At 45.6% G+C, this 14,174-nt stretch carries 13 protein-coding genes, 1 pseudogene and 1 riboswitch; of the genes and pseudogenes, 1 reads left to right on the top strand and 13 read right to left on the bottom strand.

What is annotated here, in order from left to right; all coding sequences use genetic code 11:
* Window positions 1–12 precede the first annotated feature (12 nt).
* From cobM to metK, 13 genes are all read right to left on the bottom strand, one after another.
* The gene (gene cobM / locus AB4232_RS09925) at window positions 13–825 is read right to left on the bottom strand and encodes a precorrin-4 C(11)-methyltransferase (RefSeq protein WP_017097271.1); all 813 of its coding nucleotides are present in this window, start codon (window positions 823–825) and stop codon (window positions 13–15) included.
* 1 nt (window position 826) lies between these two features.
* Window positions 827–1,666 (bottom strand): precorrin-3B C(17)-methyltransferase, encoded by an 840-nt coding sequence (gene cobJ, locus AB4232_RS09920; RefSeq protein WP_372087028.1) that lies wholly within the window; start codon window positions 1,664–1,666, stop codon window positions 827–829.
* Between the two features lie 2 nt (window positions 1,667–1,668).
* Window positions 1,669–2,511 (bottom strand): sirohydrochlorin cobaltochelatase, encoded by an 843-nt coding sequence (locus AB4232_RS09915; protein ID WP_009847686.1) that lies wholly within the window; start codon window positions 2,509–2,511, stop codon window positions 1,669–1,671.
* Window positions 2,512–2,654: 143 nt separating this feature from the next.
* Window positions 2,655–4,259: a cobalamin biosynthesis protein gene (locus tag AB4232_RS09910; RefSeq protein WP_372044335.1), complete on the bottom strand. Its 1,605-nt coding sequence runs from the start codon at window positions 4,257–4,259 to the stop codon at window positions 2,655–2,657.
* Window positions 4,259–5,089, bottom strand: coding sequence for a precorrin-2 C(20)-methyltransferase (gene cobI, locus AB4232_RS09905; protein ID WP_372087027.1), 831 nt, complete (start codon window positions 5,087–5,089; stop codon window positions 4,259–4,261). Before cobI ends, AB4232_RS09910 begins: the two co-directional genes overlap by 1 nt.
* Window positions 5,090–5,155: 66 nt before the next feature.
* Complete coding sequence (gene cbiE / locus AB4232_RS09900) at window positions 5,156–6,454, bottom strand: precorrin-6y C5,15-methyltransferase (decarboxylating) subunit CbiE (protein ID WP_372087026.1); 1,299 nt, start codon at window positions 6,452–6,454, stop codon at window positions 5,156–5,158.
* The gene (locus AB4232_RS09895) at window positions 6,451–7,110 is read right to left on the bottom strand and encodes a precorrin-8X methylmutase (protein WP_102249710.1); all 660 of its coding nucleotides are present in this window, start codon (window positions 7,108–7,110) and stop codon (window positions 6,451–6,453) included. Before AB4232_RS09895 ends, cbiE begins: the two co-directional genes overlap by 4 nt.
* Window positions 7,111–7,130: 20 nt before the next feature.
* Entirely contained in the window at window positions 7,131–8,303 is a 1,173-nt protein-coding gene (locus tag AB4232_RS09890) for a cobalt-precorrin-5B (C(1))-methyltransferase (RefSeq protein WP_041473002.1), read from the bottom strand.
* 105 nt (window positions 8,304–8,408) lie between these two features.
* Window positions 8,409–8,539: riboswitch (cobalamin riboswitch) on the bottom strand.
* A gap of 9 nt (window positions 8,540–8,548) precedes the next feature.
* Entirely contained in the window at window positions 8,549–9,013 is a 465-nt protein-coding gene (locus AB4232_RS09885; RefSeq protein WP_012604813.1) for a phosphoglycerate mutase family protein, read from the bottom strand.
* Window positions 9,003–10,028, bottom strand: a complete 1,026-nt coding sequence (locus tag AB4232_RS09880) for a FecCD family ABC transporter permease (protein WP_372087025.1) — start codon at window positions 10,026–10,028, stop codon at window positions 9,003–9,005. Before AB4232_RS09880 ends, AB4232_RS09885 begins: the two co-directional genes overlap by 11 nt.
* Window positions 10,015–10,959, bottom strand: coding sequence for an ABC transporter substrate-binding protein (locus AB4232_RS09875; protein WP_017097280.1), 945 nt, complete (start codon window positions 10,957–10,959; stop codon window positions 10,015–10,017). The genes AB4232_RS09880 and AB4232_RS09875 overlap by 14 nt, the downstream gene beginning before the upstream one ends.
* On the bottom strand, window positions 10,956–11,714 hold the full coding sequence (locus tag AB4232_RS09870; RefSeq protein WP_065679476.1) for an ABC transporter ATP-binding protein: 759 nt from the start codon (window positions 11,712–11,714) through the stop codon (window positions 10,956–10,958). Before AB4232_RS09870 ends, AB4232_RS09875 begins: the two co-directional genes overlap by 4 nt.
* Before the next feature lie 263 nt (window positions 11,715–11,977).
* Window positions 11,978–13,129 (bottom strand): methionine adenosyltransferase, encoded by a 1,152-nt coding sequence (gene metK, locus AB4232_RS09865; RefSeq protein ID WP_009847676.1) that lies wholly within the window; start codon window positions 13,127–13,129, stop codon window positions 11,978–11,980.
* Window positions 13,130–13,506: 377 nt separating this feature from the next.
* On the opposite strand from metK, the pseudogene AB4232_RS09860 reads away from it, so the two are divergent.
* Window positions 13,507–14,174, top strand: a pseudogene (locus AB4232_RS09860) (transketolase); the annotation flags it as partial.

The following is a 14,174-nucleotide window of genomic DNA, read 5'->3' as shown; positions in this document are numbered from 1 at the left end:
TAATGAGCGAGGTTAGTCTGCGCTCTTATCGTCTTCCAATGTTCCACTTTCAGCTACACCCTCTTCAACGACACGTGCTTTTCGGCAAGCGTGTGAGAAGGTCGGATCGTAGAGTTTAGAGTCAACAAAATCATTGTCGCCTAGCACTTTACTGACGATGATCATCGCGGTGGAGCGAATCCCTTCATCATGCATAACTTGGGCGATCGTACCCAATGTAGCACGGAATATTCGCTGTTCAGGGTGACTGGCTTTTTCAACGACAGCCACTGGCCAATCTTGCGGGTAAACATCTGATAATTCACGAACCACTTTACGAATTAATGTTGCGCTAAGAAATAAACACAGTGTTGCTTCGTGAGAGGCAAGGGCGCGTAGATTCTCTTTTTCAGGAACAGGCGTTCGACCTGATGCTCGGCTAAGAATAATGGTCTGGCACTTTTCAGGTAGCGTCAGTTCTTGGCCAAGAGCTGCGGCACTCGCTTGGAAAGAGGAGACGCCCGGAACCACTTTCCAATCAATGCCAAGTTCGTTCAAGCGACGTGTTTGTTCTGCAAGCGACGAGTAAATTGAAAGATCGCCAGTTTGAACGCGTGCAACGTTTTGACCTTTTTCGTGTGCGGTTAGGTACACATTGGTTAGATCATCAAGATCCATGTCAGCGGAGTTATAGACCAGTGCATCAGGGTGAGCGCGATCGATGACGGCTTTTGGCACTAAACTGCCTGCGTAAACAATCACAGGGCACTCTTCAACTAAGCGTGCGCCTTTCACTGTGATTAAATCTGGGTCACCCGGCCCTGCGCCGATAAAAAATACCGTCATACTAGTTTGCCTCTTCCGTCACTGATTCTGGTTTAGGTTCAACTTTTAATGAATGGCCACGTTTTTGACCTTTTAGTACCTTGCCGTCTTTCAGTTGATATTTATTGGTGTAGCCACGCGGTGTTACGATCCAATCACCAAATCGGTAGCTGTTGCTGTTACCTATCACGACCGCGGCGTTCATACCAAATTCCACTTTGGTAAATTCAGCCAGTGTTGTCAGTGTGACTTTTTGCTCATCACGATACGCAGCATTCACGATAGCAACGGGAGTATTTGGGTCACGATGTTCCAAAAGGATTTCACGTGCAGTTTCAATGTGCTGAGTTCGCTTTTTAGAGCGAGGGTTGTAGAAGGTAATCGCAAAATCAGCCATTGCCGCGGCTTCAATCCGCTTGGTAATCACTTCCCAAGGCGTTAATAAGTCAGACAGAGAAATGGTACAACTATCGTGGCCAAGAGGTGCACCAACTAAAGAAGCACAGGCGTTAGCAGCGGTGATGCCCGGAATAATATCCAGTTCAACTTGTGCGTTTAATTCTGCGTTTTGCTCCAATAATTCAAGCACTAAAGGCGCCATCGCGTACATGCCAGAATCTCCAGAACATACCAATACGACTTCTCGACCTTTTGCTGCTTCTTCTACTGCGGCTTGAGCGCGGTCCCATTCGCGAGTCATACCACTTTGAATGACTTCTTGAGTGTCGATTAGTGTGCTGATTGATTCTACATACGGCTTGTAGCCTGCAACGACATCTGCATTCTTTACGGCTTGTTGCGCTGCGGGGGTTACTAGATCAATAGCGCCAGGCCCTAAGCCTACCAGTGTTAGTTTTGCCATGATTATTTCTCTTCCTCTGGTGCACCTAAACGAATTAAGCCTTCTTTAATTTGCTTATCGATAATCTGTAATAGTTCTGGCATATCGAGCATGCAGAACTTGTCACCTTGGATTGGCTCTGCCACTTGAACGTCAGCGTCTTCTGCCAGCATCTCTTTAATTTCTTTAAGATCGTTGATGAAGTGGTTACCCGACACAAGCAGTAGTGGAACTAGATTAAGAAGCGGTCTGCCTTGGCCTGTATGTTGCTCTTTAATGCGGCGAACCATTTCATCTTTCACTAACTTAAATGGCCATGCGCCTTCGAGCGAGCAAGTGAAGTTGCGTTGCGATAATTTGCCGAGTAGATCATCACAGTAATGGATCGATTGGTGGCCCGGGTTATCTAACATAGGCGCACCGTGGTGAACAAATACGTTGAAATGATCTTGTGGAGCAAAACGATCATGGAGGGCTGAAAGCAAGTTGGTCGTCAATTGACTGTGATGCATAATCGCTGGTGTTTGTTCGATACGTGCAAATGAGAACTGCTTGAAGCCATCGACAATCGATGTCATGTAGCGATGTTCATCGGTAGGGAATAGGTACACTGAAACAATCAAAATACGTTCGTAACCTTGAGTGTCTAGATCGGCGAGTACCTGAGGTAGGCTGAAACATGGCGTGTCTTTACGAGCCAGCTTCTTGATCACCATCTTTGAGCTGGTGGCGATACGCACTGGCACATCTGGGTAACTTTGACGTACGCGCTCTGCGAGAGTTTCATAACGTTGTTGTTCTACAACGCTACCAAAGCAGCTCAGTACAATGGCTGTGCCTTGGTTATAATGACGAAGTCGTTTCATAATTGTCGCTGTCCTTATCTAATCTATATCACAAGATAAACGGGTTATCTCATGTTGGTAATGAGGTTAAAGTGAGCTTTGAAATATCGTGTCCATAGCTTGCAAAGTATTTGGCCTACTGTGTTCCTAAAACTCAGTGATACCTAAAGTTCAGTGGTGCCGTCTGCATTTTCAATTGGTGCGATAAACTTAGGATCTAAATAAGCTTTTAATGATTTCCGCTCGACTAAATTTGTGAATAAATCTTTCCAGTCTTGCTCGGTAAATTCTTCGATACCTCGAACCCAAAGCCCGTTGTTAACAGGTGTTTCATGTTCTAGTAAACGTTCGTAAATCACCATTGCGGCGCGGTTTCTGCAGGTGCCCGCACAGTGTGTGCGGCTTATCTTGATGCGCTGTTCACCGTCGGAAAAATTGAGCGCTTTAAGTACCTGTCTAAGATCGTGTGCAAGGTTTTTACTGCCTTCTTTCGCGCAGCGGCCACCTTCACATAGCAATACGTGATGGCGGTGGTAGAGCATCGGGCGGTTTAAATCGACATGCTTAGGCTTACACTGAAAACCATCTACCACTTCATTACCGTGAAGGTTGATTTTGACGTTTTCATCTAGCCAGTTTTTCCACTTCTTCTTGGCGAGGGGTTCATCGTATTCGATGCGAGTACAAGACAAAGTCATGTTGAAACCGTCTTGTTTGAACTTCCACTTAGGTACCAATAGTTGATCTCGTTTACCGTGCTTTAGCGCGGCCGCTTCAGAAACCGATGATACCCCCGTGATTTTTTTTACGTATTCTGATGGGTTTTCAATCCCTTCAACGCCGTCGAGTTGCTCGGCTGAATAAGTGTGGAAAGGAATTTGGCTTTCAGACGAGAGTTCTAAAATACCTTTTTCATCTGCTTTTAAAGCGATACTGGCGAAAGCTGAAACACTGGCTTTTGCTAGGTTATATTCAGTCAGGAAAACATCGATACCTGCTTTTAATACATGCAAAGGAGTATTGCGGTCACAACCTATTCCAAGCACAAGCGATTTTGGTCGCCACAGTACGGTTTTATTTTTAAAGTCGGCGTAACCTTTTGGTTGTGCTTCATCTGAAATCAGAACTAAACCATCCCAATCATCAGTACTGATTTGAGAAAGGTCTGTATCGCTTAGTGCTGGGTGGGTAATGATGTGTCTTGGCATGGAACGTTTGTTCTGCCACCAGTTCTGTTCGCCAGCGTGCTGCACGATTAGAATGCGTTTTTCATTTACAACTGCTGCGCTGGTGGTGGTGATCGCGGGTTCGCATTGTGGATCAAGTGTCCAACCAAATGGCGAACCGAGCATATCAACCGACAAACTGCCTGCAGCGTCAGAAGCGGTGGTGATTACAGGAGTCGCGTTGAGTGCTTGTGAGACTTGTAACGCGATCCCATTTGCGCCACCGCGATGTCCAGATAACATAGGGATCACGAATTGGCCGTGATCGTCAATGCAGATCACGCCGGGGTCGGTGCGTTTGTCTTCTAGCAAAGGGCCGATCATTCGGCTGACAATGCCCGCAGCAAAAAAGCAGATATGGTGATCATATTGCTTAAATTGAGGAGGAAGAAAACCAGAAAGCGGCAGGGTTAACTCATCGGCTTCTGGGTATTCTTCTTGTCCAACTGGTGCAATAAAGACATCAGCAAACGGAAACGTTTTAGCTAAGCGTTTGGCTTGCCTTGCTCCGTGTAGCGTGATGGCATAAATGGCGATTTTCATTACGCTTTACCGCCAATAGTTTTATCGATGCCATCTTTACCACTATCAGCTTTACCACCATCAAGAACGGCACATTTCTTTGATTCATTAGTACCACGTAGTACGCCACGACGAGCGCGAACAGAAAGCTGAACCATAGAGAAATAACGGTTTTCATTCGGTACATCACGTAGGTCAGAGTAAAGCTCTTGTTTCTCTGTGGTGGCATGCGACACGTAGGTTGCACAATCCAACATATTCATCGACTCAAGTTGAGAGATCAGCTTAGGGATAACGCGACCTGCTTTGATTAACATGATGGTGTCAAAATCTTCGACTAGTTTTTCTAAACACTCGATACCCCATGTCGCAGGTACAACACAAAAACGCTCCTGACCGTCAGCAAGTGGAATTTTTGTTTGTGATGGAATAGCGGTAACTGAAGTGATACCCGGAATGATCACCGGATCAAGTTCAGGAAGTAGCTCTGTCAGTTCTTCTTGGATGTATGCCCATGTGCTGTAAACCGATGGATCACCTTCGGTTGCAAATGCCACGTCTTTACCTTGCTTTAATAGTTCAACAATTGTGACGGCGGCTTTACGCCATGCAGGAACGTTGATGTTTGGGTCACGCGTCATTGGGAAATGCAAAAATAGGTATTCGCCTTTCATGCTTTCAGGGCTAACAGAACCCGCGGCAATTTGTTGAGCAAAAGAGTGGTTACTGCCCGCGTCCTTTTCTGGAAACGCGACAATGTCGACGGTGCTGAGTAGTCGGTGAGCTTTAAGTGTTAATAATTCTGGGTCTCCAGTGCCGACACCAATTGCGTACATAGTTCCTAATTTCATCTGTGCTTTCTCTAATTATGTTTTTATTTAATATGTTGAGTGGCGCTTAATTAAAAAATTAAGCGCTTATTTCTGAATAAACGGCTTGGTAAAAATAAATAAGTGAATCGGATTTTCTGATTGATAACGGGTGTAGTGAGCGAGTGGTACGCCTGTTGATATAGAGACCAGTTGAACCTGTGTCGGAGCATCGCTGTCTTTACTCCATTGATGAAGTTCGCAAACTGAATCGACAGTCACTGCAGAACCGATCACGACGCCTCCCGGTTTTATTGCTGACCAACAGAAATCTAAAATGGTGTGCATGTTGCCGCGGCTTCCACCAATAAAAATACTGTCTGGCTGAGGCAAGGTGTCGAGCTGCATTGGGGCTTTATCTCGAATCAGTTGTACGTTGTCGGTACCGTGCGCTCTAAAGTTAGCCTCGACCGACTCATAACATTCTTGGTTTGATTCAATGGTGAAGACTTGTCCTTGATAGCACTGTTTAGCGGCTTCTATCGCAATAGAACCTGAGCCTGTGCCTATATCCCACACCACAGATCTTGGTTGAATACCCATACTTGCTAACGCTAAGTGACGAACGGGCTGTTTGGTAATTAAGCCGCGCTTAGGCATGCGCTTCATGAAGTCATTATCGTTGGCGTATTGGCCCAATTCACCCCACGCATGAGGTAGCGTTCGGTGCAGTACCATTACATTGAGCGTAGAGAAGTCGTCGGAACTTTTTAGTGCGAGGTCTTCGAGAGTCCACTGGCTTATCTTTTCGTTGGTGCCACCTAAGTTCTCACATACCCAAGCCGTCCAACCTTGTTGATTAAAGTCGACTAAGTGTTTCGCAATACGAGCTGGGTTGTTTTGAACATCGGTTAGCAAGCAGTAGCTAGTTCCCCATTGCATTTGGCTTGCGATACCTTTAATGCCATCGTAATGCTGCTTTCTTCCATGTAGTGAAATTGCTTTGGTTTCTTGCCATGCAATGCCGACTCGGCTGCAAGCGAGTTGCATTGAACAAGGGGAGGGAATAAAGCGTACTTCATCATTAGGCAGTTTTTTTAACAACGATTCGCCGATGCCAAAGAACAATGGGTCGCCAGAAGCTAATACGACGACGCCGCCTTCCTCGCATTCATCAAGCAACTTAGCGAACCAAGATTGATAGCCTTCTTGCATCGATAAGCGTTGACCTTTGAATTGGGGGAACCAATCCAATAGTCGGTCGTTACCTGCAACAACGCGTGCAGATTCAACAGCATTAACAGCTCGACTGGTTAGGCTTAAACACCCATCTTCGGGTACTCCGACTACCGTGATAGCCGATTGATAGCAATCGATAAGCTGAGAGTGAGTACTTACATTATTCATTTTACTGACTCAGCAAGTAGGGCGTGAATAGTCGATACCACTAACGGGCTGCCACCTTTACGGCCTAGGCTGGCAATGTAAGGCACGGTGTTTTGTTCGGTTAATGCTTGCTTCGATTCATCTGCTTTTACGAAACCAACAGGAATGCCAATGATCAATGCAGGTTTTGTTTCGCCTGCTTCTATCATGCGCAATAGCTCAAGTAATGCGGTAGGCGCATTGCCTACACCTATGATAGAGCCGTCGAGTAGGCCGTTATCGCGGGCATAACGCATTGAGTGAATAGCACGTGTTTCGCCTGTCTCTTTGGCCGTACTAATGACGTCTGGATGACTAATGAAGCACTGTGCTTTATTGCCGTAAGCGTTGAGGCGAGTTTGATTTAAACCTGTCACGATCATGCTGACATCGGTAATGATGTTGGCACCGTTTTTTAAAGCGGTAATGGCAGACTCAATCGCGTTGTCGCTGAATTGATATAATTTAGCGTATTCAAAATCACCCGTAGTATGAATGGCACGACGAACCACATTCCATTCACCTTGATTGAAGTTATGTCCCCCATGGAGAGTTTCTATTTCTTCATCGATGATAGAGAAGGAGTCACTTTCAATTTGACGGCCTTGCTTGGTCATTTGACGCATATCGTTAGTCATGGAGTTTTCCTTGTTCATGCTTATTCATCATGAAAGTGAGTGTTGGTATCACTTCCTTTTGAGCAGAGATGTTCTGCTAATAGATCGCCGTTAAAATCGATCAATTTGAATTCAATGCTGACGTGATGTTTGACATACACAGCAGCGTGCTCTGCAGCTTGTTTGCAGAGCAAGGTAAGAAAGTCGTAATTGGGAATCTCTTGGCCCGATTGGGCTTCTTTCCATGTGTCGAGTACGTGGCGGCCTGTGTTGGCTTGGCTAACAGCTTCGGCAAACTCACTCGATGCACCCGATTGAATGGCGAGGTCGGCCAGCAATGAAAAGTCGATAGCTTTACCGGATACGTGAGTCATCATGTGCCCAGCGACCATCTTGCCTAGTTTGCCTATCATGGCGACGACGGTGATTTTGCTCACTTGATAACGTTTTGCTGCGCGCAGTCCGACCCCAACAAAATCACCCGCTTGGATAAAACACATCGAGTCATAACTTGGTAGCATGGCCATCGCTGACTTTTCGGTTCGAGATCCTGTCGTGAGAACCAAGTGGTTTTGGCCATTTTGTTTCGCTATTTGTACCGATTGACGCACTGATGCTGAAAACGCTGAAGTGGAGTAGGGTTTTACCGTTCCGCGTGTCCCGAGAATGGAAATACCACCGATTAAACCGAGTCTTGGCCCAATGGTTTCCTTGGCTCGCTCTTCTCCATCAGGGACGCAAATTTCCAGTGATATACCGACGTGTTTTTTCTGTTGGCTGGTCGCTTGGTTCCATTCCAAAGTCACCATATCGAGAATGTTTTTTCGAGGAACGGGATTAATCGCCGCCTGACCGACGGGAAGTTCTAATCCGGGTAGAGTCACACGAGCTACGCCAACACCCCCATCGATGTGAAAACCGGGCTCTGAATGCCAGCGGGCAATACTCTGAATATGGGCTTCGTGGGTACAATCAGGATCGTCCCCTGCATCTTTAACAATGCTGGCGGTCACCGCATCATTGGATGTTTGGATAAACGCGACCTTAAACGTAGCGGGCTCACCATTAGGTAGAGTGATGGATATATAGTCAGGCTTTTGTCCGGTTAATAGTGTTTGAACTGCCGCTCTGCTTGCTGCCGCTGCGCACGCACCTGTGGTAAACCCACTGCGGAGATCGGACTTATTTTTGGATCGTTTAACTTTTGTGACCACAGTATTCTTCATCTACGTTTTAGGTATTGACGAATACAGAGCGTTCCCTTGTTAGACAAGGTATGGATGGTGTTGAGTTTTCCCGCTCGATATTCATGTGTGTCCAGGTATTCTGACTTACGATGTTGAGGTTCTCATTGCGCTTTACTCCTTCCCAAGTCGTGTGACTCAGTGGCTTGTAAAGGGCTCATCGCTTACAGCTGCGGGTACAGTTCAGGAGTTACACCTGATTCCCTGATGTGACGTTATACTTCGATATCTATCCTGAGGATTTCTCCGTTGTTTGGTGTTTCTATGATTTGCTTTGGTGTCCCTAAACTGGCTAATGTTTTTATCCAGTCACCATGTCCGAGCAGCAAAATAGGGTTCTCATTGTTGTGGTGACGAGAAACTCGTTGGATCCACTGAATCGCCATTGTTCTTCGTTGCTGTTCTGAATCGAACTCACTGAGCTCCATTTGAGAAATGACGGGCACTTTCAGGTAGCGTGCGATGGTTTTAGCACTGGAAATAGCACGGCCTAATTGACTGGTGTAAATAGCATTGAGGGTCAATGATTTTTGAGTTGCAAGATAACGACCGACGTTATGCATCTGTCGTTTGCCTTTCATTGTCAGGGGGCTATCCAGTTGATTCTGTGCTTTGCCTATTCGATTCCATTCGGTTTCGCCATGACGAATCGCAATGATGGTGAAGCGTTCAGCTTTCATTACTTTTCTCTATCAAAATGGAAACAATGAATAGGGCGCCAAACGCGGTGGTGACAACACCAAGAGGCAGTTCTTGAGGAGCAACTAAGGTTCTCGCCAAAATATCACTTAATAGCATAAGCAAAGCCCCAATCAGCCCTGAAGTGATGAGTAACTTTTTGTGCAATGGGCCGATGATTTTCTTCGCGATATGAGGAACCATCAAGCCAATAAATCCGACAACTCCGATGATAGAAACAAAACATGCAGTTGCAAAAGCGCAGACAATAAAGACACCGCTTTGCAGGCGTTTTGTGTCTACGCCCATGGTTTGTGCTACGTCGTCTCCTGCAAGTAAACAATCTAACTGGCGATGTTTTAATATACCTAGGGCTATCAAGGCGATAAGTCCAGCAAGCACAATTAGCACATTGTCCCAGCGTGCGTTTCCTAGGCCTCCTAGCGACCAAAATAGAATTGAGTGGGCAGCTCGTTGATCACCATGGAAGACCAAGAAGTTAGTCAAGGCTGTAAATAAAAATGAAATAGCCAACCCGGCTAAAACAATTTGAGAAGACGCTTGTCCATCTACTTTTCTGACTAGAAATAGCACTGCCGAAGCCGAGATTATTCCACCGATAAAAGCGGCGAGTGGAAGTGTCCAAATGCCGATAGCGCTGCCGATGACTGTAATCACAAAGACTGCTCCAGTTGCGGCACCGGATGACAGTCCAAAAATGAAAGGGTCGGCAAGATCGTTTTTTGTCACGGTTTGTAATAACGCCCCAACAATACCTAACCCAGCACCGCAAATAATAGCGATGATTGTTCTAGGTAAGCGCAGGTGCAGTACCACTTGATCTATCGGTGAGTCGATCTGTTGACTCATCGCCGCTGAAAAAATCGTAGCGACTTGTGCAAAAGATAGCTGAACGCTGCCCAAACTCAGAGAAAACATCGCTAAGAGGGCAAAAACAGAACTGAATACGCAGGTGTTCAGTGCGGTTCGGTTCAGGTTAGTACTAAGACTTGTCATGTATTTCTTGGATGCGCTGTGCCAATTTTTCAATTGCAGCTATGTTTGCTGGCCCGGGAGTAATTTCCTCATAACGCAGAGGAAGGTATTGGGTGGTCTTTACCGCTGTGGTCAGCTTCATCGCTGGGTGCTGTTCCAAAAAGGCTTGCATGCCTTTAGCGCCTGTCCCATTTTGATAATCGAGAAGAATAATGACATCAGGGTTATGCATCGCAACTGACTCCCATGATGTGGTTCCCCAGCTGATATCCAGATCTTTCATTACATTGGCGCCACCCGCTGCTTCTATCATGGCGCTCACTGTCGCATACTTTCCTGCTGTGAATGGTTTCTCTTCCCCTGAATCATACAGAAAGACTTTAAGCGGGGTTTGATTCTGGGTTTGCTGTTGAATCAATATTAATTGCTCTCTCCAAGTGGAGATAAGAGTTTGAGCTCTGTCTTGCTGACCGAATAAAGTCGCAAGGCGTGTCACGTCATCGAACATCTGTTCCATGTTAGCTGGCTGCTTATCTTTACGGATATGGCTGCAACTCTCATTAAGAATCAGAGTATTGATGCCAAACTCTTTCAGAGAATCAGGCGTGACTGAGCCGCCTAATCGCATACCGTAATTCCATCCTGCAAAGAAAACATCAGGGTTGGCATTAACTAACACCTCCAGAGAAGGATATTTCGGTGCGAGCTCTGGAATGCTGCCCTGGAGGCGATTAAATTCAGGGGTCGTTTTGTAGTACCCGCTAATACCGGTCACTCCGATCATATTCTCTTCAAGCCCGAGAGAAAATGCCATCTCAGACATATTGATATCGTGAGTGATTAAGGTTTTCGGCGCTTTATCTAAGGTAAGTGTAGAGTCGCAGTTTTCTACCGTAATTTGGGCTTGTGCGGACACGGTAAGTAATAAAGTTAATGCTGATAGTTTTTTCATGAAAGCTCCTGTCCTTGGTCGAGTTCAATGTCGAAAAATTTGCTTGTTTTCTGTGTGCGCTTATTGGTCGTGCTGATTAAATCGACTTCAAAGATCGGCTTAAGTTGATTGTGAGTTAGTAGTTCTTCTACCTTTCCTTTCGCGACTACCTGGCCGTGTTCCAAAATCGCAATGTGCGTCGCGAACTTGGCCGCAAGGGAAATATCATGCAGTGAGCAAATCAGTGTTTTTTCTTGCTCTTTCAATAGTGATAAAACTTCCCCTTGAGCACATGGATCTAGATGGTTTAGAGGCTCATCCAACACCAGAAACTCGGCGTTCTGACATAAAGATCGTGCAATATGTGCTCGCTGCCTCTGGCCACCTGAGAGCTGTCCCATTCTTCGTTCGAGGAAAGTATCGATCTTTAGTGCTTTACTCATTTGGTCAAGTGAAAAGCTAGAAGTGGCTTGATTGGAAGCGGTTAGTTGAATGTACTCTCTTAGTGTTAAACGACCATCCACTTGACTGTGTTGTGGAAGGTAACTGATTTGTTTTGCTCTTTGCTGGCAAGTTAACTTACGTAGCGGCAATTGGTTTATGACGACTTCGCCTTTGAAGGGAAGCAAATTAACCAGTGCTTTTAATAACGTGGTTTTTCCGGAACCATTGCGTCCAATGACTACCCAGCGCTCACCTTGATTAATTTTCAGATCGAGTGGGTGCAGTCGTTGAGTGTTTTGTTGTTGAACTGAAAGTTTGTGGCAAAGAAGCATGAGTTACTGAGAATGGTTTGTTTTTAACAAGTGCTATTACATTAAAATTTAAACGTTTGCGTAACATTGATCTCAGCACGTAAAATCCCCACTATTATCAAAATAATCTATAAGTTAACGCTTGTGCTACGTGAAAGGGTTAGGATTGATTAGTGAAAGAATAGAAGAATAGAAGAATAGAAGAATAGAAGAATAGAAAGAAAAAAGCCTCTGAGAACAGAGGCTTTTAAAATTACGTTTCAGCTAAGCGTGTTACGTAATGCTTACAGGCCTGCGAAGTCCGCAAGGATAGCTGCTTTGTCAGTTGCTTCCCAAGGGAACTCTTCGCGACCGAAGTGGCCGTATGCAGCAGTCTGCTTGTAGATAGGTTGAAGAAGGTTCAGCATCTCTTGAAGACCGTATGGACGTAGGTCGAAGTTTTGACGAACTGCTTCAATGATGATTTCGTGCGCTACTTTCTCAGTACCAAACGTTTCAACCATGATAGATGTTGGATCTGCAACACCGATAGCGTAAGACAGTTGAATCTCACAACGGTCAGCCATACCAGCAGCAACGATGTTTTTCGCAACGTAACGAGCTGCGTAAGCTGCAGAACGGTCAACTTTTGATGGATCTTTACCAGAGAATGCACCACCACCGTGACGAGCTGCGCCGCCGTAAGTATCAACGATGATCTTACGACCTGTTAGACCACAGTCACCCATTGGGCCACCGATTACGAAACGGCCTGTTGGGTTGATGAAGAAGTTAGTGTCTTTGTTGATCCACTCAGCAGGAAGTACTGGCTTGATGATCTCTTCCATTACCGCTTCACGTAGGTCAGGTGTTGTTACTGAATCACAGTGTTGAGTTGAAAGAACAACAGCGTCGATACCAACGATCTTACCTTGGTCGTATTGGAACGTTACTTGAGATTTCGCATCTGGGCGAAGGAAGTCAAGCTTGCCGCTCTTACGTACTTCAGCTTGCTTCTTAACAAGAAGGTGAGAGTAAGTAATTGGAGCTGGCATTAGGATTGGTGTTTCGTTAGTCGCGTAACCAAACATGATACCTTGGTCGCCTGCGCCTTGATCTTTAGGATCGGCTTTATCAACACCTTGGTTGATGTCTGGAGACTGCTTACCAATTGTGTTTAGTACTGCACAAGAGTCAGCGTCAAAGCCCATATCAGAATGAACGTAACCAATTTCACGAACTGTTTCACGAGTGATTTCTTCGATATCAACCCATGCAGACGTGGTTACTTCACCGCCAACCATAACCATGCCGGTCTTTACGTAAGTCTCACAAGCAACACGTGCTTTTGGATCTTGTTCAATGATGGCATCAAGAACAGCATCTGAGATTTGGTCTGCAATTTTATCTGGATGGCCTTCTGAAACAGATTCAGAAGTGAATAGGTGCTTAGCCATGAGAGCTCCACTTTTAGTTTAGTTTTTAGTTGCAAATAGTTAAATGCAAATAATTTATGCCGTCGCAATCGAGGAAGCGCCGCCATTCAATACAGTATATTTTGTAGGTGTTTCTACATCTAGACGGCTATTTTAAATTCCAACGGTCGAATTACAAGCTCTTTTTTAGGATATGTCATAACTAAACGTTTGCGTGTTGATAGGGGGAAGCCATTGTTAAGTGGTGTAAATGATCGAAAATTGCGGAAAATGACCGTTAAAGTACCAGTAAAACGTTTGCAGTCGCTATAGTCGTTTGAGAGAATACCCGCGCTAATAAAAATGAAAACTTTAGCATCTATCTCTTTTTTAAATCGCTTATGTATCCAGGAGCAGACATGCCTTCTCGTAAAGATCTAGCCAATGCAATCCGCGCACTTAGCATGGACGGTGTTCAACAAGCAAACTCAGGCCACCCAGGCGCACCTATGGGTATGGCTGACATCGCTGAAGTTCTTTGGCGTGGTCACTTGAACCACAACCCAGCAAACCCAGAGTGGGCTGACCGAGACCGTTTTATTCTGTCTAACGGCCATGGTTCAATGTTGATTTACTCTCTGCTTCATCTTGCAGGTTACGAGCTTTCAATTGAAGACCTGAAAAACTTCCGTCAACTGCACTCTAAGACTCCAGGTCACCCAGAGTACGGCTACGCTCCTGGTATCGAAACAACGACGGGTCCTTTAGGTCAAGGCATCACCAATGCTGTTGGTATGGCGATGGCTGAAAAATCATTGGCTGCACAGTTCAACAAAGAAGGCCACGACATCGTCGATCACTTCACTTATGCGTTCATGGGTGATGGTTGTTTGATGGAAGGTATTTCTCACGAAGCATGTTCTCTAGCGGGTACGCTAGGTCTTGGTAAGCTGGTTGCTTTCTGGGATGACAACGGCATCTCTATCGATGGCGAAGTTGAAGGTTGGTTCTCTGACGATACACCTAAGCGTTTTGAAGCTTACGGCTGGCACGTAATCCCAGCAGTTGATGGTCACGATGCTGACGC

It is taken from the genome of Vibrio sp. 10N.286.46.A8 (assembly GCF_041470165.1).
GTDB classification, from domain to species: domain Bacteria; phylum Pseudomonadota; class Gammaproteobacteria; order Enterobacterales; family Vibrionaceae; genus Vibrio; species Vibrio tasmaniensis_A.
This window is presented reverse-complemented; position numbering and strand designations above follow the sequence as displayed.

Bases quoted from the DNA above. Each gene is read 5' to 3' on its own strand.
- metK (WP_009847676.1), bottom strand. From the start codon at position 13,129: ATGGCTAAGCACCTATTCACTTCTGAATCTGTTTCAGAAGGCCATCCA.
- cobJ (WP_372087028.1), bottom strand. From the start codon at position 1,666: ATGGCAAAACTAACACTGGTAGGCTTAGGGCCTGGCGCTATTGATCTA.
- AB4232_RS09870 (WP_065679476.1), bottom strand. From the start codon at position 11,714: ATGCTTCTTTGCCACAAACTTTCAGTTCAACAACAAAACACTCAACGA.
- cobM (WP_017097271.1), bottom strand. From the start codon at position 825: ATGACGGTATTTTTTATCGGCGCAGGGCCGGGTGACCCAGATTTAATC.
- AB4232_RS09885 (WP_012604813.1), bottom strand. From the start codon at position 9,013: ATGAAAGCTGAACGCTTCACCATCATTGCGATTCGTCATGGCGAAACC.
- cbiE (WP_372087026.1), bottom strand. From the start codon at position 6,454: ATGAATAATGTAAGTACTCACTCTCAGCTTATCGATTGCTATCAATCG.
- cobI (WP_372087027.1), bottom strand. From the start codon at position 5,089: ATGAAATTAGGAACTATGTACGCAATTGGTGTCGGCACTGGAGACCCA.
- AB4232_RS09910 (WP_372044335.1), bottom strand. From the start codon at position 4,259: ATGAAAATCGCCATTTATGCCATCACGCTACACGGAGCAAGGCAAGCC.
- AB4232_RS09875 (WP_017097280.1), bottom strand. From the start codon at position 10,959: ATGAAAAAACTATCAGCATTAACTTTATTACTTACCGTGTCCGCACAA.
- AB4232_RS09895 (WP_102249710.1), bottom strand. From the start codon at position 7,110: ATGACTAACGATATGCGTCAAATGACCAAGCAAGGCCGTCAAATTGAA.
- AB4232_RS09880 (WP_372087025.1), bottom strand. From the start codon at position 10,028: ATGACAAGTCTTAGTACTAACCTGAACCGAACCGCACTGAACACCTGC.
- AB4232_RS09915 (WP_009847686.1), bottom strand. From the start codon at position 2,511: ATGAAACGACTTCGTCATTATAACCAAGGCACAGCCATTGTACTGAGC.